Consider the following 18,327-nt stretch of genomic DNA (forward strand, 5'->3'; position numbering starts at 1 on the left):
AAGTGCTTAGGATCGTTCCGGGAACAATCCCGTCTGAGTTTACCTGTTGGAAAGGCGCACCTACCCCAATGTCACCGCACCAGCAGCTTCAACGGAGGCTGGGCGCAGTTGACGCCACAGCCATCGGACTCGGATCCATGCTGGGGGCGGGCGTCTTTGTGGTCTTTGCCCCGGCAGCGGGCCTCGCCGGAGACTTCCTGGTCCTCGCGGTTCTCCTGGCCGGTGCGGTGGCGTACTGCAACGCGGTTGCCTCGGCCGCCCTGGCCGCCAGGTATCCGGCCAGCGGAGGCACGTACGTCTACGGCCGGAAGCGGCTGGGCGAGTGGCCCGGGTTCCTCGCCGGCTGGGGGTTCGTTACCGGCAAGACGGCCTCCTGCGCGGCCATGGCGCTGACGTTCGGATACTACGTGGCACCGCCCTACGCTGTGCCGATCGCCATCGCAGCTGTTGTGGCGTTGACAGCGGTCAACCTGTTCGGCATCACCCGCACCGCGCTCCTGACCAAAATCCTGCTGGGGATTGTGGTGGCAACCCTTGCGTTTGTTGCCGCTGCCGCCATCCTCGGGCCGCATCCGGCCGGAGCGGGGGCCGGCCCTGCCACGGCCGGTGGGATCGGGGGCGTGCTGCCGGCCGCCGGCCTGATGTTCTTTGCCTTCGCAGGCTACGCCCGGATCGCCACCCTGGGCGAAGAGGTCAGGGATCCCGCGAAGACCATTCCCCGGGCCATCCTCGCCGCCTTGGCCGGCGCCTTCGTCATTTATCTCGCCATGGCATTGCTCCTGCTCAACCATCTCCCCGACGGCCGGCTCGCGGCGTCCATGGCTCCCCTGCTGGAGGCCGTGGTCAACTCCCGGCTCGGGGCCGGGGCTCCGCTGGTTCAGGCCGGTGCGGCCGCAGCCTGCCTCGGGGCGCTACTGGCGCTCATCACCGGCATTGGAAGGACGGCCCTGGCGATGGCCAGGGAACGTGATCTGCCGGGCCCGCTGGCCCGGGTCGGCGGCAAGCACACCGTTCCGTATGTCGCGGAACTGTCCGTGGCCGCCGCCGTCGTGCTTCTGCTGCTGACCACCGATGTGATGACGGTGGTGGGTTTCTCGAGCTTCGGCGTGCTGATCTACTACGCGGTGGCCAATGCCGCGGCCTACACGCTCGAGGAGCACCCGGCCCACGCCCCCAGATGGCTCAACGTGGTGGGCTTCTTCAGCTGCCTGCTCCTGGCCTTCACCCTGCCGCCGGCGTCAGTCGTGGGGATGGCAGCCGTCCTGGCAGTCGGAGCAGCAGGCAGGTTCCTGGTGCTCAGGTTCCGCCGTCAGGCTGCGTCAGGCACGGGCTAGGATGCGTCAGGCCGGCTGGGCTGCTGCCGTTGCCTTCTCAACGGTGGTGACCTGAACGGTGAGATCTTCCGACGGCGGTGCCCAGATTTCCGGAAAGGCAACCACTTGCTCGCCGGACCGGATGTCCTTGACCTGGTGGTTGCCGTCGTCGTCCGTGAACCAGACAAACGGAATGCCGCGGCGGTCAGCGAACTTGATCTGCTTGCCGAACTTCTCGGCCTTCGCCGCAACCTCGGTGGCAATGCCGCGGCTGCGAAGCTGGGCAGCAACATCCTGCGCGGCACCCCAGCTGTCGTCATTGGTGAGCGCCACGAGCACCACGGTGGGGACGGCGCGGGAAGCCTTGGCGAGGTCCTGGCTGAGGATCCGTGAGACCAGCCGGGTGACGCCGATGGACAGGCCGACGCCGGGGAACTTGCGGTTGCCCTTCGAAGCCAGGGCGTCATACCGGCCACCCGAGCAGATGGAACCGAGCTGCTCATGGCCAACCAGGACGGTCTCCACCACGGTGCCGGTGTAATAGTCCAGGCCGCGGGCAATGCTGAGATCGGCAATCACCTTGCCGGGTGCGCGCTGCACTGCCGCATCGATGACCTGTTCGAGTTCGTTGAGGCCTTCCTCGAGCAGGTCGTTACTGACGCCCAGTGCCCGGACCTCGGCCACAAAGGAGGTGTCTTCGGTGCGGATGGCTGCCAGTTTCAAAGCCAGCTGCGCTTGGTCATCCGACGCGCCGAGTTCTGATTTCAGCAGCTCAGCGACCTTGGCAGGGCCGATCTTTTCCAGCTTGTCGATGCTGCGCAGCACGCCGGCGGTGTCGTCCAGGCCGATTCCGCGGTAGAAACCCTCGGCCAGTTTCCGGTTATTGATGCGGAGGCGGAAGTCCGGGATGGGAAGGGCGCTGAGCGCTTCTGCGATAACCAGGGCAATTTCCACGTCATAGCGGAAGGGCAGTTCTCCATCGCCAACAACGTCGATGTCCGCCTGCGTGAATTCCCGGGCGCGTCCTTCCTGCGGGCGTTCTCCACGCCAGACCTTCTGGATCTGGTACCGCCGGAACGGGAAGGCAAGGTATCCGGCGTTTTCCACCACGTAACGCGCAAAGGGCACCGTCAGGTCGAAGTGGAGCGCGAGGGCGTGCGGATCGGCTTTGCCGCCCTTCACCGGCTCCTCATCCTCCTGAAGGCGGCTGAGTCCGTACACTTCCTTATCGATCTCGCCCTTGCGCAGCAGCTGTCCCACCGTCTCCACGGCCCGGGTCTCAATGGAACCGAACCCGTGAAGTTCGAATACCTTGCGGAGCGTATCCAGCACATGCAGCTCCACCAGCCGCTCCTCGGGAAGCCACTCGGGGAATCCGGACAAGGAGGCTGTGCGTGCCATGGTGGAAATTCTCCTCTTACTCAGGGTGACCGCTACTTGCCCGCCAAATCCCCCCGAAACGGGCCAGGAACGGCTGCAGTCCAGTCAGTCATGCATAAACTTATGTGCGGCAGTCAGTTTATGCGCCATCCGCCTGCATCTCTAATGCGGCGGACGGCGCCCCGAAGGCTGCCCCACAGCAACCGTGTCCCGGTTCTTCAACCGGCCAGGCACGGCCCGACACACAGGAGGATCCTTGGCGGCGAGTTCACGCGGTGCCCGCGAAGCCAAACGGCGCATCCAGCAGATGGAGGCGAAGCGCGAGTTGCGGCGTGACCAGGAGTCCCGGCGCAAGCGGGACAACCTCATCGCCGCCGGTGCCGGGACCGCCGCTGTGGTGCTCGCCGTCGTACTTCAACTCACTGCCTTCGCAGGGAACCCCACCGAGGATGAATTCGCGGCGATGGAAGCCGGACTGACGAGCCCGTCCGCGTCCCCCGCTCCGTCCGCGACGCCGTCCGCTCAGGCCACGAACGGACCCAACATTCCAGCGGCGGACACAGCTGCCGGCAAGGTGTTCACCGGCGAAATGACCCTCAACGGAAACGCGCTGGGCCTGGAGATCGACGGCACCAAGGCACCGCAGGCCGCCGCGGTTCTCAAAACACTGGCGGACGAGGGTTCCTACAACGGGAGTGCCTGCCACCGCCTGACCACCGGCGAGACCTTCAGCCTCCTGCAGTGCGGCGGGGCCACCGCGGCCGCCGATCCCGGCTACACCTGGGGCCCCTTGGAGAACACGCCGGCTGACAACACCTATCCGGCCGGGACCATCGCCATCGCCCGCTCACAGGACAACGCCTACGGGAACGGCAAGCAGTTCTTCGTTGTCTATAAAGACACTGTGATTCCGGCGGACTCCGCCGGTGGCTATACGGTGGTGGGCAAGGTGACCTCCGGACTGGAGGCGGTGACCAACATTGCTTCCGCCGGCATTGCCCCGGGTTCCAACGCGACGGACGGCGCACCTGCGCAGCCCGTCACGATAGACTCGTTTTCTCTGAAGTAGGAAGCCCGGCCTTGATGGCTGCGGTGCAGTACGTGAGTATTTCCCTCCAAGCGAAAGACTTTTAGCGGTGACAGACAGTCAGAAATCCGACGAAACAGCAGCAGACCTGACCGAAGCAACGGCCCCCGTTGTTGACCAGGCAGCAGCTGACCCGGCCACGGTTGAAGAAACTGTGGAACAAGAGCGCGCAGTCCAGGAACCCGTAGCTGAAGCAGGCACGGCCACACCGGCCCCGGTTGACGAGGCCAGTGCCGATCACGACCAGGCCACGCCTGCAGTTGTTGAAGAGGCCACAGCCCTGGACCGCGCGGAGGCCCAGGGCAGCGTGGAGGCCCCCGCCCAGGTTGAAGAGCCCGGGGCCATCAGTGCTCCGGCGGCGGAAAGCCCTGCGGAGGAGGCTGCAGCTCCGGCTGTTCCTTCGCCCGCGCCTGCAGCCGTTCCTGCCCCTGCACCGCGTCCCGCACCGTCACCGGCGGCGTTCGCGGCCCGGCCCAAGCCGGCAGCGGCAGCTCCCGCCGCCGCACCTGCGCCGGTCGCATCCGCCACGTCGCTGGCCGAAGCTGCCCGCTGGGGCCGCGTCGAAGGCGATGGTCACGTCTTTCTGACCCTCGACGGCGAAGAGCACCCGGTAGGCCAGTACCCCGACGTCAGCAATGACGAAGCCCTGGGATATTTCGCACGGAAGTATGACGACATCGTCGCCCAGATCGTGCTCCTTGAGCAGCGCGTCAGTTCCAAGGCGCCGAGCACGGACATGCAGAAAACGGTCACCCACCTGCGTGAGCAGCTGGCCGAGCGGAACATGGTGGGAGACCTCCGCGCCGCCGAAGCCCGCCTGGATGCCCTTTCCGGGCAGATTTCGGAGCTCGAAAAGTCCGAGAAGGCAGAGCACGACGCCGTCCGCGCCGCCGAGCTCGCCGCCCGGGAGTCAATCGTGGCAGAGGCCGAGGAGATCTCCGGCCAGGATCCCGCGCAGATCCAGTGGAAGACCTCCAGCGCCCGGATGAACGAGCTGTTTGAAAGCTGGAAGACCGCCCAGAAGAGCGGCGTCCGGCTGGGCCGCAGCAACGAGGACGCGTTGTGGAAGCGGTTCCGTGCCGCCCGCACTGTCTTTGACCGCCACCGCCGGGCGTACTTCTCCCAGCTGGACAGCACCAACTCGGCCGCCAAGACGGCCAAGGAGAAGCTCATCTCAGAGGCGGAGGCACTGTCCTCCTCCACGGACTGGGGTTTCGCAGCAGGTGAGTACCGCCGCCTGATGGATGAGTGGAAGGCCTCACCCCGGGCCAGCCGCAAGGACGACGACGCCCTGTGGGCGCGTTTCCGTGCCGCCCAGGATGTCTTCTTCACGAACCGGCAGGCAGCCAACGAAGAGATCGACCAGGAATATGCGGCCAACCTCACGGTGAAGGAAGCCCTCCTGGTCGAAGCCAGCGCCATCCTGCCCGTCAGGGATCTGGCCGCCGCCAAGAAGGCACTCCAGTCCGTCCGTGACCGTTGGGAAGAAGCCGGCAAGGTCCCCCGTGCCGACATGGGACGGATCGAAGCCGGACTCCGCAAGGTGGAGGACGCCGTCCGCCACGCAGAAGAGGAAAACTGGCAGCGCTCCAACCCCGAGACGAAGGCGCGCACCAACAGCGCCCTCTCCCAGCTGGAGGCCGCTATCGCGGGCCTGCAGGACGATCTGGCCAAGGCTGAAAAGCTGGGCGATCAGCGGAAGATCAAGTCCGCCAAGGAAGCCCTCGAGGCACGGCAGGCCTGGCTCGACCAGATCCAGCGGTCCGCCAGCGAACTGTCCTAGCACCAGCCGCCACGCGGTCCAGGCCCGGCTCCGGTTATCCACATAACCGGCGCCGGGCCTGTGCGGTTAACGGGCAGGCGCGGCAGGATGGACGGATGGCCACACCGTCACCGCCGCAATACCCCGAGCTGTACTCACCGGGGCGTCCGTTCGCTTGGCCGGAGCTTCAATCGCTGGCGGCGGACGGTATCCTGACCCAGTTCCACCAGCACGGCTTCACGCTGCCCGAAGCACCGGCTTCACCCCAACTGCGCGCCCGGGCAGCAGCGAATGCCGTTCCCGCGGCGGTACGGCAACGGGTGGTGGCCGGGCGGATGACGGCGGCCTGGATCTACGGCTGCGCGGCGGAACCGGACAAACTGGCGCTGCTGGTGGATGCGAAACGGCGGATTTCAGGCCTTCGGAACACCCGGGGCTGCACTCTCCACGAGGTCAGGCTCGGCCCTTTTGACGTCGTCAGCATGGGCGGACTCATGGTCTCCAGCCCGCTCCGCACTGCTCTGGACATTGCCCTGCACGTGGAGGCGCACCGCGCCCTCCCGGCCCTGACGGGACTGCTGGCGCGGCCGGAAAAGGACGTCCGCCTCCGCCTGCTGGTCCTGGCGATCGAAGCCACCCCCAGGGTCCCCCACAAGAAAGCCGCCCTGGAAAAGCTGGCCCTGCTAGCTCCGGCGCTTGTTGCCCGTGGTCCGGTAGACGTCGAAGACGCCATCGATCCGCCGGACTGCACTGAGGACGTGACTGAGGTACTTGGGGTCCCCCATCTCAAAGGCGAACCTTGAGATGGCCACCCGGTCGCTGGAGGTGTTCACGCTGGCGGCCAGGATGTTCACGTGGTTCTCGGACAGCACCCTCGTGACGTCGGACAACAGGGACTTCCGGTCCAAGGCCTCCACCTGGATCTCCACCAGGAAGACACTGGACTGGGTGGGTGCCCAGTCGACGTCCACAATCCTGTCCGGCTGGTCCTTCAGGTCTGAGATGTTGGTGCAGTCGGTCCGGTGCACGGACACGCCGGAGCCGCGCGTGACGAACCCCAGGATCGGGTCCGGCGGCACAGGCGTACAGCAGCGGGCCAGCTTCACCCAGACGTCGCCAACGCCGCGCACCACCACACCGGAATCGGAGAACTTGGTCTTCGCCACATGGGTGGGGATGCTGACTTCGCTGACGTCTTCGTCGGTGCTTTCGCTGCCGCCGAGGCTTTCGACCAGCTTCTCCATGACGGATTGGGCCGACGTATGCCCGTCACCCACCCCGGCGTAGAGCCCGGAGATGTCCACGTACTTGAAGTCGGCAGCCACCGCGGCCAGGGCCTCGTGGGTCATGAGCCGCTGCAGGGGCAGGTTCTGCTTCCGCATGGCGCGGGTCAGCAGTTCCTTGCCCCGGTCAATTGCTTCCTCGCGCCGTTCCTTGCTGAACCACTGCCGGATCTTGTTCCGCGCGCGGGCGCTCTTGACGAAGTGCTGCCAGTCCTGGCTGGGGCCGGCGCCTTCGGCCTTGGATGTGAAGATCTCCACCCAGTCGCCGTGGTTGAGCTCGCTGTTGAGCGGAACCAGCTTGCCGTTGACCCGGGCCCCGATGGTCCGGTGCCCCACCTCCGTGTGGACGGCGTAGGCGAAGTCCACCGGCGTTGATCCGGCCGGCAGGGCCATGACTTCGCCCTTGGGTGTAAACACAAAGACTTCGCGGGCGTTGATCTCGAACCGCAGCGAATCGAGGAACTCACCGGGATCGGAGGTTTCCTGCTGCCAGTCCACCAGGGACCTGAGCCAGCCCATGTCGCCGTCGCGCGGACTGCCGGGGCCAACTGCCGTGCGGTTGGGCTGGTCTTTGTACTTCCAGTGCGCGGCCACACCGTACTCGGCGCGGCGGTGCATTTCGTGGGTCCTGATCTGGATTTCCACCGGTTTGCCGCCCGGGCCGATCACCGTGGTGTGCAGTGACTGGTACATATTGAACTTCGGCATGGCGATGTAGTCCTTGAACCGCCCCGGCAGCGGGTTCCACCGCGAATGCATGGTGCCCAGGGCCGCGTAACAGTCGCGGACGGAGTCCACCAGGACCCTTACGCCCATGAGGTCATTGATGTCGTCGAAGTCTTTGTCCCGGACCACCATCTTCTGGTAGATCGAGTAGTAGTGCTTGGGCCTGCCGGTGATGGTGGCTTTGATCTTGGCGGCACGCAAATCTTCGGTGATCTGGTCCCGGATGACGCTGAGGCTTTTTTCCCGCTCCGGGGTGCGGTCCCCCACCATCCGCACGATTTCCTCGTAGACCTTCGGGTAGAGGGCTGCGAAGGACAGGTCCTCCAGCTCCCACTTGATGGTGTTCATACCCAGCCGGTGGGCCAGGGGTGCAAAGATCTCGAGGGTTTCGCGGGCCTTCCTGGCCGACGACTCCGCGGAAACGAACCGCCAGGTCCGTGCGTTGTGGAGCCGGTCCGCGAGCTTGATCATGAGGACACGGATGTCCTTGGCCATGGCCACCACCATCTTGCGGACCGTCTCGGACTGCGCGGCTTCGCCGAAGCTGACTTTGTCCAGTTTGGTCACACCGTCCACCAGCATGGCCACCTCAGGACCGAAGTCCCGCTTCAGGTCCGCAAGGGTGTAGGAGGTGTCCTCGACGGTGTCGTGGAGCAGGGCGGCGGCAAGGGTGGTGCCGCTGAGGCCCAGTTCGGCAAGGATGGTGGCGACGGCCACGGGGTGGGTGATGTACGGATCCCCGCTCTTGCGCTTTTGCCCGCGGTGGCAGCGCTCGGCCACCTCGAAGGCGCGCTGGATGAGGTCGAAGTCTTCCTTGGGATTGTTGGCCCGGACAGTGCGGAGCAGGGGTTCAAGAATGGGTGAGTAGCTGGCGGCCGTGAACCCCGTCAGCCGGGCGAGGCGCGAGCGGGTGCGTTCGCGCCGGCCGGGGAACGTGGGGCGTGCGCCGGAGTTGTCCACCGGGACCACGGGCCCGGGGCGTGCGGAGGCAGCAAGCCCGGTCTGTGGCCCGTGGCCTGGATTCTCATCCCCGCCTGCCGCTGGCACCGACGCCGAACGCTCTTCCAATGAAGCACCCCTCACACCTGTTTAATTACCTCAGTCTATTCCCCGTCAGTTCACTTCTCTAACCGGCGCCTTAAAAGCGGAAAGGCCGGCCGGCGTCGGTATTCCGACGCCGGCCGGCCCTTTAATTGCGGGGTCAGGCCCCTGCGGGGGCTGGCGAAGCGTCCGTGCGGGCAGTGCCCTCGGCGCGCCGGTGCTCGACCCGTTTTGCGTGCTTCACGAGTTCAGGTTCGTTCTGCCGCAGCCACGCATACATCGGCGCCGCCACAAAGATCGTGGCAGCCGTTCCGATCAGGATTCCCACAAACAGTGCAAGGGAGAGGTCCCGGAGCGTTCCGGCGCCCAGGAGGCCGGCACCGATGAACAGGATGGCACCCACCGGGAGGATGGCAACCATCATGGTGTTGATGGAGCGGACCAGCGTCTGGTTCACGGCGAGGTTCACTTCCTCGGCGAAGGTGCGCCGCGTGGAGGCTGACAGATCCACCGTGTTTTCGCGGATCTTGTCGAACACCACGACGGTGTCGTACAGCGAATAGCTGAGCACGGTCAGGAAGCCGATAATCGCCGACGGAGTGACCTCAAAATCGCTGAGCGCATACACGCCGGCGGTTATGAACATGGTCACGGCCATGCCTGCAATGGCCGAAAGCGACATCTTCCAGGTCCGGAAGTAGAGCGCCATGAGGACGGCAGCGAGGAGGACGAAAACCACCAGGCCGATCAATGCCTGCTTGGTGACGTCAGCGCCCCAGGTCGGTCCAACGAACGTGGAGGTCACCTCGTTGTCCGTAACGCCGTAGGCGGAGGTCAGGCCCGCCTTGATCTTGAGAGTCTCATCTTCGGTGAGCTTGTCGGTCTGGATCCGCATGGTGCTGCCGGCCACGTTCGCCACGCGGGGAATGGCGCCAGGCACTACGTCCTGGACCGCCTTCTCCCCGGCGTTGGCATCGGTGGTCTTGACGTTGGACACCGTGAACTCGGAACCGCCGCGGAATTCGATGCCGAGGTTGAACCCACCTTTGGCCACAGGGATGAGGATGGACAAAGCCACCGCCACCGCCGCGATGATGAACCAGATTTTCTTGGCTCCCACAAAGTTGTAGGAGCGCTTGCCGGTGTAGAGCTCGTTGCCGAAATTGGCGAAGCTGCTGGACATTACTTGTTCTCCTTGGCTGCGCCCTTGGAGGAGCCGGTGAGCTGCTCCTGCTTTTCGGCGAGGCGGCGCTCGGCGATGGTCATCCGGCGTTCGGCCTCAGCCGCTGCGCCGGTGTTCTTGGTCCGAACCACGGCGGGCTTGGCCTCCGGCGTCCGGAGGCGCCCTGCCCCGCGGTAAAGCGGGACCACGCCGAGGCGCTTGGGGTCAAGGCCGGAGAAGGGATGGCCTTCGCCGAAGAACTTGGTCCGCGCCAGCAGCTGCAGCGTCGGGTGGGTGAACATAAAGACGACGATGAGGTCGGCGATGGCGGTCAGGCCCAGGGTGAAGGCGAAGCCACGGACGTTGCCTACGGCGACGAAGTAGAGCACCAGGGCGGCCAGCAGGTTCACGGCCTTGGAGGCCAGCACCGTGCGCTTGGCGCGCTTCCAGCCGTTTTCGACGGCGGAGACCAGGCCCCGGCCCTCCCGCAGTTCATCGCGGATACGTTCGAAGTAGACGATGAACGAGTCCGCGGTCTGGCCGATAGCCACGATGATGCCTGCGACGCCGGCGAGTGAGAGCCGGTAGTTTTCCGTCCACCCGAGGATGGCGATGGCGAGATACGTCAGGGCACCTGCCACCACCAGCGAGGCGATGGTGACCAGGCCCAAGGCGCGGTATTGGAAGAGCGAATACACCACCACGAGCAACAGGCCGATGACACCTGCCAGGAGACCCATGCGCAGCTGTTCGCCACCCAGGGTGGCCGAAATCTGCTGCTCGCTCTGGATCTCGAAGCTGATGGGGAGCGCACCGAACCGCAGTTGGTCGGACAGCGCCTTGGCCGTCTGCTCGGTGAAGTTACCGGTGATCTGGGGCCGGCCGTCGGTGATGACTGCCTGTGACCGCGGTGCGGAGATGACCTGATCGTCCAGGACAATGGCGAACTGGGCCTTGGGATCGTTGCCGGCCTCGCCGCCTGCGGCCACGTAGAACTCGTTCAGGCGCTGGGTGACGTCCTTGAACTTGGCGGTACCTTCGTCGTCAAACTGGATGTTGACGGCCCACTGGTTCGTGACGGCGCCCTGGGAGCCCTGCTGCAGCTGGAAGGAGGACGTGACAATGTTGCTGCCCTTGACCTCAACGGGACCCAGGATGTACTTCAGCGCCGGCGTGGTGGCAGTGGCAGGCTCGCAGGTGACCAGCGGCTTGGCGGGGTCGGAGCGTTCCTGCTTGTCCTGGGATGGGTTGTCACAGTCGAGGGTTTCGAACTGGCGGTAGAGCTCGGGCGTGATCCAGTTGGTGTCGCTGCTGTTGGCTGGTTCCGCGGCGGGCTTCGGCAGCTGGTCCTCAGGAGTGAGGGACTCTGCGGGCACGGCTGCGCCGGCACCGTTCAGGATGACCGGGCGGAAGTTCATATCGGCTGAGGCCTGGATCAGGGCCCGGGTGGCGGTGGAGGGCGTACCGGGAAGGCTGACCACAACGTTGCGGCCGGACTGCGTGCTGATTTCCGCCTCCGCAACACCGGAGCCGTCCACGCGCTGACGGATGATGGCCACGGCCTGGTTGAGCTGCTCTTCGTTGATGTCCGAACCGCCCTCGACCTTGGGCGCCAGGATCATCTGGGTGCCGCCTTCAAGGTCCAGTGCCAGCTTGGGTGCCCAGCTTGCCTGTCCGGCAACGGTGCCGCCGGCCAGGACGGCGGTCAGGACGGCGAGGATTACGCCGAGCCACACCAGGACCCGCAGGCCTGGTTTCTTAGGGCCAGTTCGTGCCATTGAAAGATCTTTCTCTTATTTACGGAAGAACCACCGCAGGGAGCTGATGCTCCCCCGGCGGCAATCCCCAAGCCGTAAAGGTATCGGTAGCGCGTGCCGTACGGCGCGGACTAGCTGTCCTTTTTGCCCTCGTCGTTGAGGCGCTTAAGGGTTTCGTCCGGCGTCTCGGCCGTGGGAGCGGTGCTGGCCGTGGCGGTCGGAGCAGCTGTGGCCGCGGGAGTGGCCGTAGCCGAAGAAGATCCGGCATCACCAACCGTCAGCGAGGAAGCATCGTCCGGAACAACCGTGGGCTCGTCCTCGGCAACGACGGCAGGCTCCACGATCTTGGTGACGGCCTGGCGGTGGACCGTGGCCAGGTTTCCGGGGGAAAGCTCCAGGACTACCTTGTTCTCGGCGTCATCCATGGAGACGATGCGGCCGAACAGCCCGAAGGTGGTCATGACCTCAACGCCCGGGGCGAACTGGGACTGAAGCTGCGCCTGCTGCTCTTTGGTCTTCTTGTTCCGGCGGAACATCATGAAGATAAAGATTCCGAGCATTGCGAACAAGACGATGTTCATTGGATCCACAGGGAAGATTCCGTTCTGTACTGGCGTATCGGGTGTTTGGCTGCGTCCGCTTTGTTCCACGTTGAAAGAAAATCGTGCCTGGCAGGCATCGGCTGGTCAGAGCCGCCGGCGGGAACAAAGACCCGAACGTGCCGGGTGTCATACCCAGTCTAAAGGGAAAAGCTGAAAGGACGGGCCTATTGGCTGTCCGGTGCCCATTCGTCGGCAGGCCCGCTGCTGTTTGGTTCGGCTTCGAACAGATCAAGCGGCTCCTGCGAAAAAACCCCGGCCGGGACGGCATAGCCCAAATGCGTCCACGCGGGAGCCATCGCGATGCGGCCCCGCGGCGTCCTGCCCAGGAGGCCCTCGCGTACCAGGAACGGTTCGGCCACCGTCTCCACGGTTTCGGTCTCCTCCCCCACCGCAATGGCCAGGGTTGACAGGCCCACTGGCCCCCCGCCGAACTTGGTGATCAGCGCTTCCAGGACCGCCCGGTCCAGCCGGTCCAGGCCGCGCTTGTCCACTTCATACATGTCCAGCGCCGCGGAAGCGGTGCGGGCGTCAATTTGCTCGATGCCGTGCACCAGGGCCCAGTCACGGACACGGCGGAGGAGCCGGTTGGCAATTCGGGGCGTACCACGCGAACGGCCGGCGATTTCGCTGAAGCCCGCGGAGTTCACTTTGAGATCCAGCAGCCCGGCGGACCGGCGGAGAACGAGCTCAAGCTCGGCCACGCTGTAGAACTCCAAATGCCCCGTGAACCCGAACCTGTCCCGCAACGGCCCGGGCAGCAGCCCGGCACGGGTGGTGGCACCCACCAGCGTGAAAGGCGGAAGATCCAGCGGAATGGCGGTGGCGCCGGCGCCCTTGCCCACCACGATGTCCACCCGGAAGTCTTCCATGGCCATGTAGAGCATTTCTTCGGCAGGGCGTGACATGCGGTGGATCTCGTCGAGGAAAAGAACCTCGCCCTCCGACAATGAGGACAGGATGGCGGCGAGGTCACCGGCGTGTTGGATGGCGGGGCCGCTGCTGATCCGCAGGGGCGCGTTCATCTCGGACGCCACAATCATGGCCAAGGTGGTTTTGCCGAGGCCCGGCGGGCCCGAGAAAAGCACGTGGTCGGCGCTGCGGCCGCGCATCCGCGACGCCTGCAGGACCAGCGAAAGCTGCTTCCGGACACGGTGCTGGCCTACAAAATCATCGAGGTTCTTGGGCCGGAGGGCGGCTTCAATGGCCCGGTCTTCGGGTTCCTCCACCGCCGCAACCACGGACGGCTCAGCCACGGCTGCCTACCCGGTTCCCTGCCCGCGCGCCGTCCTGACCCAGCCACCGGAGGGTTGTCCGCAGGATCTCCGCTACGTTGCCGCGGAAGGAAACCTCAGGATCATCCGCCAGTGCTTTGTCGATGCTGGCTGTTGCATCCTTTTCGGACCAGCCCAGGCTGGTCATGGCAGCAACCACCTGGGGCTTCCAGGCTGCCTCGGCCGGTGTGGCCGCGGTGGCAGCACCAGCGGTGCCGTGCGGCACCAGCTTGCCGGCAAGTTCCAGCACGATCCTGGCGCCAACCTTCGGTCCGATACCCGGAACCTTGGTGAATGTCTTGCTGTCGCCGGTGTGCGCGGCAACCCTGATGGCCTCCGGCTCGTGGACCGCCAGCACCGCGAGGGCGAGGCGGGGACCAACCCCGCTCACGCTGAGCAGGACATCGAAGACTTCACGTTCGTCGTCGGAGGCGAAGCCAAACAGAGTGAGGGAATCCTCCCGGACGATCAGTGAAGTGAAGAGTTTGCCCTCCTCGCCGGTGCGGAGTTTGCTCAGGGTCGCAGGCGTGGCGTTGACGCTCATGCCTGCGCCGTTGAGGTCGATGACGGCGGTGGAAAGACCTACGTGGGCTACGGTTCCGCGAAGGAAACTGATCAAGGCCGGGCTCCTGTGTAAACTGCCGGCACAGCCGACTATCCGAACATATCTACGAATACCCTAGCAAGGGCCGCCGCATTCACCGCGAGCGGCGCGCTTTGGCTTCGGCGTCGGCCCACGCCCGCTGGGCAGGCGTCAGCGAGAGGCTGCCGGGACCCGTGGTGGCAACGGACGCCCCGCTGCCCGCGCGCCAGGCGTGGGTAATGGCCAGCGCCAGGGCATCCGCAGCGTCTGCAGGCCGCGGCGGGGCATCGAGCCGGAGGATCTTGGTGACCAGCTTGGTCACTGCGTCCTTGTTTGAGGTGCCGCTGCCGGTGACAGCAGCCTTAACTTCCGACGGCGTGTGCAGCGCCACCGGGATTCCGCGCCGGGCAGCCGCCGCGATCACCACGCCGGAGGCCTGCGCCACGCCCATGACAGTGCTGACATTCAGTTGCGAGAAGACACGCTCGACGGCGAGGACATGGGGCTCGTGGCGGTCCAGCCACTCGTCGATGGCCAGGGCTATCACCAGCAGCCGCTGGTCCAGGGAGTCCTCCGGCGAAGTCCCCACCACGCCGAACGCCACCATCGTGGCCCGCCGGTTCCGTTCGACGTCGACCACTCCGATGCCGCAACGGGTGAGTCCCGGGTCAACCCCGAGTACGCGCAGCGTCACCGGCGCTCAACCGCCCTAAGCCGCAAAGCGGAAGGTCATTCGGCTTCTTCCAGGGCGGCCTGGACTTCGTCGCTGAGGTCGGCGTTGCTGTAGACGTTCTGGACGTCGTCGAGCTCTTCGAGTGCGTCCACGAGCTTCATGAACTTCTTGGCGGCTTCGAGGTCCAGCGGGACCTGCATCGACGGAACGAATTCGGCTTCGTCGGTGTCGTACTCGATCCCGGCTTCCTTGAGTGCATCGCGGACGGCCTGGAGGTCGGTGGGCTCCGAGTGGATTTCGAAGGTGTCGCCGTTGTCCTTGACTTCTTCGGCACCGGCATCCAGGACTGCCATCAGGACATCGTCCTCGGTCAGGTCCTTCTTGGGCAGGGACACCACACCCTTGCGGCTGAACAAATAGCTCACGGAACCGGGATCGGCGATGGTTCCGCCGTTGCGGGAGATGGCCAGCCGGACTTCGGAGGCCGCACGGTTCTTGTTGTCCGTCAGGCACTCGATCAGCAGCGCGGAGCCCTGCGGCCCACGGCATTCGTACATGATCTCGGTGTAGTCCACCACTTCACCGGTCAGGCCGGCACCGCGCTTGATGGCGCGGTCGATGTTGTCGGCCGGGACGGAGGTCTTCTTGGCCTTGGTGACGGCAAGTTCCAGGCCGGGATTGCCCTGGAGGTCCGGGCCGCCCATGCGCGCAGCGACTTCGATGTTCTTGATCAGCTTGGCGAACGACTTGGCGCGGCGGCTATCGAGGATGGCCTTCTTGTGCTTAGTCGTTGCCCATTTGGAGTGGCCTGACATGCTTTACGCTTCTCCTCTGATCATGCGGATAAAAAGTTCATGTACGCGTTTCTCCCCAGTCACTTCCGGGTGGAAGGAGGTGGCCAGCAGGTGGCCCGAACGCAATGCAACAATTCTAGCCGTCCCCGGCAGGCTCGCCGCGTGGGACGCGTGAACCGGATCCGCCGGTTCCACCTGGGCCAGGATCTCGACGCCGGGGCCCACCCGTTCCACCCACGGGCCACGGATGAACACGGCGTGGACGGGAGCCACGCCGGAAGCGGTGGCGCTGAAGTCGAGGCCCTTGAAGTCGAGGTCCGTCTCGAAGGATTCCCGTTGCCGCCCGAACGCGTTGCGCCGCACCGTGATGTCCAGGCCGCCGAAGGTCTGCTGCGGTTTGCCAGAGAGGTCCGTGGCCGGATCGGCGATCTGATCGGCGAGGAGGATCATCCCGGCGCAGGAGCCGTAGGTGGGCAGGCCACCGCGGATGCTCTCGGTCAGCGGTCCGGCAAGGTCGAAGGCGCGGGCCAGCTTGTCGATGGCAGTGGACTCGCCGCCCGGAATGATCAGTCCGTCGAGGCCAGCCAGTTCCGCGGGCCTGCGGATTCCGACGCCGGCGGCACCGGCTGCTTCCACGGCCCGCAGGTGCTCGCGGAAGTCGCCCTGGAGCGCCAGGACGCCGATCCGCAGGCCTGCGCCCACGCGTGCGGACGCGGCGGAGAGGGGGTTTGTCATCCATTCAGCATAATGGCCGGACGGCCCCGGCCTGGCCCCGGACAGCCGTCCCCGGCAGGGTTCCATGCCGTTGCTGGGATATATTACAGAGCATGCTTTACATCAGTGTTCCGCTCGGCAAGCTGGTCCGCCGGGTGTCCCGGCTCAGGGGTGGCGGGTCCGCCCTGCCCGGTCTGGTGGTCGAAAAAATCGATCCCGGCTTTATGCAGCGGACGCTCTCCACCCTCCCCCACGGTGTTGCCGTGGTCAGCGGCACCAACGGAAAAACAACCACCACCAAGATGGTGGTTGAGCTCCTGGAGAGCCAGGGACTGAAGGTCTTCACCAACCGCACGGGCAGCAATTTCACCCGAGGCGTGGCCGCGGCACTGCTGGGCGAGGTGGACTGGCGCGGCCGCCTGCATGCCGACGTGGCCGTCCTGGAGCTCGACGAGGCCCATGCCGTGCACTTCGTGAACCGTGTCCCGCCCCGTTACTGCCTCCTGCTGAACGTCCTGCGGGACCAGCTGGACCGTTTCGGCGAGATCGACAAGACGGCCCAGCTCCTCCAGCACGTTGCGGACAAAACCACCGGCACGGTGGTGCTGAACCGGGAAGACCCGCGGGTGGCACGTATTGCGGAGACCCTGACCGGGCAGCAGGTCCAGTACTTCGGGCTCGATGATTCCCTGTTGAGCACGTTCCCCAACGACGACGATATGCGGGCAGCGCCCGGAAGTCCCGTTCCCGCAGCCCTCCCGGAAAAGCCGCACGCCGACGTCGTACTCCGCAAGGTGGGACCGGACACCGCTGATTTTGAGTACGACGGCGTCACGGTCACCACGGCGATGAAGCTCCGCGGGGTCTACAACATTTTCAACGCCGCCGCCGCGCTTGCCCTCGCCCGCAGCATCTGCGGTTCCGGTGCCGCGACTGCCGATCACGGCACCCTGCTCACGGCACTCTCGCAGGTTGAACCCGCCTTCGGCCGGGGCGAAAGCCTGGTGGTGGACGGCCAGCCCCTGGACCTGGTGCTGGTCAAGAACCCCAGCGGCTTCCGGCTGGGCCTCAAGTCCTTTTCCGCCGGCGGCTACGCCACCATGATCGCCATCAATGACAACTACGCCGACGGCCGGGACATGTCCTGGCTGTGGGATGTGGAATTTGATTCGCTCCGCAGCAGCGGCGTGGACCAGCTCACGGGATCCCGGGCGTACGACATGGCCCTGCGGCTGCAGTACGACAATGTGGCGATCGGCGCCGTCGACCCGGAGATCGCCCCCGCCCTGGCGGCCTTTATCCGCGAGGCCAAGGGCAAGCCTAAGCGGGTTTTCTGCACGTACACAGCCATGCTGGCCATCCGCCGCGAGCTGTCCAAAATCACCACAGTCGAGGTGGTCTCATGACCGGGGAATCCAACAGCAAGGGCACCATCCGGATCCTGCAGCTCTATCCGCGGGACATGAACATCTACGGCGACTGGGGTAATGCCCTGGTGCTGAAGCGGCGCGTCCAGTGGCACGGCTACACGCCGGAGCTCCTGGAGTACAACCCGGGCGACGACTTCCCGGCGGACGTTGACATCGTCGTCGGCGGCGGCGGCCAGGACAGCGGCCAGCTGATCATCCAGGAGGATCTTCAGCTCCGTGCCGGCACCCTGACGGAGCTTGCTGAGGACGGCGCGCCCATGCTGGTGATCTGCGGCCTCTACCAACTGTTCGGCCGCTTCTTCAAGACACGTCTCGGGACGGTCATTCCGGGCATCGGCATCCTTGACGTCGAGACCCACGGCACGGACGAACGCCTGATCGGCAACGTCAAGGTTTCGACGCCGGAATTCGGCGAAGTGCTGGGCTACGAGAACCACAGCGGCCAGACGACGCTCGGGGGCGGCGTCCGTCCGCTGGGAACAGTGGCCAAGGGAACCGGCAACAACAGCAAGGACGGCAATGAAGGGGCGCGCTACAAGAATGTGGTGGCCAGCTACCTGCACGGATCATTGCTGCCCAAGAACCCTGCCATCGCCGACTTCCTCATCCGGACTGCAGTGGAGCGAAAGTTCGGAAGCTTTGACCCCGGCACGCCGGACGATCACTTCGCCCTCCTGGCCCGCGAACACGCCGCCCGCCGCCCGCGCTGAAGCCGCTGAAGCCGCTGAAGCCGCTGCTCAGGGTTCCCG

General features: G+C 65.5%; 16 protein-coding genes. 6 read left to right on the plus strand and 10 right to left on the minus strand.

Annotated elements, in window-relative coordinates; translation table 11 throughout:
- Positions 1-68 precede the first annotated feature (68 nt).
- Positions 69-1,334 (plus strand): APC family permease, encoded by a 1,266-nt coding sequence (locus tag ACP7AX_RS08020; RefSeq protein WP_426226041.1) that lies wholly within the window; start codon positions 69-71, stop codon positions 1,332-1,334.
- 6 nt (positions 1,335-1,340) lie between these two features.
- On the opposite strand, the gene hisS is transcribed toward ACP7AX_RS08020, so the two are convergent.
- Positions 1,341-2,714: a histidine--tRNA ligase gene (gene hisS / locus ACP7AX_RS08025; protein ID WP_131684044.1), complete on the minus strand. Its 1,374-nt coding sequence runs from the start codon at positions 2,712-2,714 to the stop codon at positions 1,341-1,343.
- 235 nt (positions 2,715-2,949) lie between these two features.
- On the opposite strand from hisS, the gene ACP7AX_RS08030 reads away from it, so the two are divergent.
- From ACP7AX_RS08030 to ACP7AX_RS08040, 3 genes are all read left to right on the plus strand, one after another.
- Positions 2,950-3,762, plus strand: a complete 813-nt coding sequence (locus ACP7AX_RS08030) for a peptidylprolyl isomerase (protein ID WP_131684043.1) — start codon at positions 2,950-2,952, stop codon at positions 3,760-3,762.
- A gap of 67 nt (positions 3,763-3,829) precedes the next feature.
- Positions 3,830-5,563, plus strand: a complete 1,734-nt coding sequence (locus ACP7AX_RS08035) for a DUF349 domain-containing protein (RefSeq protein ID WP_426226042.1) — start codon at positions 3,830-3,832, stop codon at positions 5,561-5,563.
- A gap of 95 nt (positions 5,564-5,658) precedes the next feature.
- Positions 5,659-6,345, plus strand: coding sequence for a type IV toxin-antitoxin system AbiEi family antitoxin (locus tag ACP7AX_RS08040; RefSeq protein WP_426226043.1), 687 nt, complete (start codon positions 5,659-5,661; stop codon positions 6,343-6,345).
- Here the strand turns inward: ACP7AX_RS08040 and ACP7AX_RS08045 are convergent.
- From ACP7AX_RS08045 to pdxT, 9 genes are all read right to left on the minus strand, one after another.
- The gene (locus ACP7AX_RS08045) at positions 6,226-8,619 is read right to left on the minus strand and encodes a RelA/SpoT family protein (RefSeq protein ID WP_426226044.1); all 2,394 of its coding nucleotides are present in this window, start codon (positions 8,617-8,619) and stop codon (positions 6,226-6,228) included. The two genes, ACP7AX_RS08040 and ACP7AX_RS08045, sit on opposite strands and share 120 nt — an antisense overlap.
- A 133-nt stretch (positions 8,620-8,752) precedes the next feature.
- Complete coding sequence (gene secF, locus ACP7AX_RS08050) at positions 8,753-9,775, minus strand: protein translocase subunit SecF (RefSeq protein WP_426226045.1); 1,023 nt, start codon at positions 9,773-9,775, stop codon at positions 8,753-8,755.
- Complete coding sequence (gene secD / locus ACP7AX_RS08055; RefSeq protein WP_131684040.1) at positions 9,775-11,532, minus strand: protein translocase subunit SecD; 1,758 nt, start codon at positions 11,530-11,532, stop codon at positions 9,775-9,777. The genes secF and secD overlap by 1 nt, the downstream gene beginning before the upstream one ends.
- A gap of 110 nt (positions 11,533-11,642) precedes the next feature.
- Positions 11,643-12,092, minus strand: coding sequence for a preprotein translocase subunit YajC (gene yajC / locus ACP7AX_RS08060; RefSeq protein ID WP_426226046.1), 450 nt, complete (start codon positions 12,090-12,092; stop codon positions 11,643-11,645).
- A 185-nt stretch (positions 12,093-12,277) separates the two neighbouring features.
- Positions 12,278-13,366, minus strand: coding sequence for a Holliday junction branch migration DNA helicase RuvB (gene ruvB, locus ACP7AX_RS08065; RefSeq protein WP_426226047.1), 1,089 nt, complete (start codon positions 13,364-13,366; stop codon positions 12,278-12,280).
- On the minus strand, positions 13,359-14,003 hold the full coding sequence (gene ruvA, locus ACP7AX_RS08070) for a Holliday junction branch migration protein RuvA (RefSeq protein WP_426226048.1): 645 nt from the start codon (positions 14,001-14,003) through the stop codon (positions 13,359-13,361). The genes ruvB and ruvA overlap by 8 nt, the downstream gene beginning before the upstream one ends.
- A 79-nt stretch (positions 14,004-14,082) precedes the next feature.
- Positions 14,083-14,661: a crossover junction endodeoxyribonuclease RuvC gene (gene ruvC / locus ACP7AX_RS08075; protein WP_108597353.1), complete on the minus strand. Its 579-nt coding sequence runs from the start codon at positions 14,659-14,661 to the stop codon at positions 14,083-14,085.
- A gap of 35 nt (positions 14,662-14,696) precedes the next feature.
- A complete protein-coding gene (locus ACP7AX_RS08080) occupies positions 14,697-15,455 on the minus strand; it encodes a YebC/PmpR family DNA-binding transcriptional regulator (RefSeq protein WP_131684036.1) in 759 nt (252 codons plus the stop codon).
- Positions 15,456-15,458: 3 nt separating this feature from the next.
- Positions 15,459-16,169: a pyridoxal 5'-phosphate synthase glutaminase subunit PdxT gene (gene pdxT, locus ACP7AX_RS08085; RefSeq protein ID WP_426226049.1), complete on the minus strand. Its 711-nt coding sequence runs from the start codon at positions 16,167-16,169 to the stop codon at positions 15,459-15,461.
- Between the two features lie 92 nt (positions 16,170-16,261).
- Here pdxT and ACP7AX_RS08090 point away from each other — a divergent pair, with 92 nt between their 5' ends.
- Both ACP7AX_RS08090 and ACP7AX_RS08095 read left to right on the plus strand, forming a co-directional pair.
- A complete protein-coding gene (locus ACP7AX_RS08090) occupies positions 16,262-17,554 on the plus strand; it encodes a MurT ligase domain-containing protein (protein WP_426226050.1) in 1,293 nt (430 codons plus the stop codon).
- On the plus strand, positions 17,551-18,288 hold the full coding sequence (locus ACP7AX_RS08095; RefSeq protein ID WP_426226051.1) for a type 1 glutamine amidotransferase: 738 nt from the start codon (positions 17,551-17,553) through the stop codon (positions 18,286-18,288). The genes ACP7AX_RS08090 and ACP7AX_RS08095 overlap by 4 nt, the downstream gene beginning before the upstream one ends.
- Positions 18,289-18,327 lie beyond the last annotated feature (39 nt).

Origin of the sequence: Pseudarthrobacter sp. DSP2-3-2b1 (assembly GCF_049895945.1) — a bacterium.
GTDB lineage: Bacteria > Actinomycetota > Actinomycetes > Actinomycetales > Micrococcaceae > Arthrobacter.

Excerpts from the sequence above, each read along its gene's own strand:
- ACP7AX_RS08020 (WP_426226041.1), top strand. The coding sequence starts at position 69 with ATGTCACCGCACCAGCAGCTTCAACGGAGGCTGGGCGCAGTTGACGCC.
- hisS (WP_131684044.1), bottom strand. The coding sequence starts at position 2,714 with ATGGCACGCACAGCCTCCTTGTCCGGATTCCCCGAGTGGCTTCCCGAG.
- ACP7AX_RS08040 (WP_426226043.1), top strand. The coding sequence starts at position 5,659 with ATGGCCACACCGTCACCGCCGCAATACCCCGAGCTGTACTCACCGGGG.
- secF (WP_426226045.1), bottom strand. The coding sequence starts at position 9,775 with ATGTCCAGCAGCTTCGCCAATTTCGGCAACGAGCTCTACACCGGCAAG.
- secD (WP_131684040.1), bottom strand. The coding sequence starts at position 11,532 with ATGGCACGAACTGGCCCTAAGAAACCAGGCCTGCGGGTCCTGGTGTGG.
- yajC (WP_426226046.1), bottom strand. The coding sequence starts at position 12,092 with ATGAACATCGTCTTGTTCGCAATGCTCGGAATCTTTATCTTCATGATG.
- ACP7AX_RS08080 (WP_131684036.1), bottom strand. The coding sequence starts at position 15,455 with ATGTCAGGCCACTCCAAATGGGCAACGACTAAGCACAAGAAGGCCATC.
- pdxT (WP_426226049.1), bottom strand. The coding sequence starts at position 16,169 with ATGACAAACCCCCTCTCCGCCGCGTCCGCACGCGTGGGCGCAGGCCTG.
- ACP7AX_RS08090 (WP_426226050.1), top strand. The coding sequence starts at position 16,262 with ATGCTTTACATCAGTGTTCCGCTCGGCAAGCTGGTCCGCCGGGTGTCC.
- ACP7AX_RS08095 (WP_426226051.1), top strand. The coding sequence starts at position 17,551 with ATGACCGGGGAATCCAACAGCAAGGGCACCATCCGGATCCTGCAGCTC.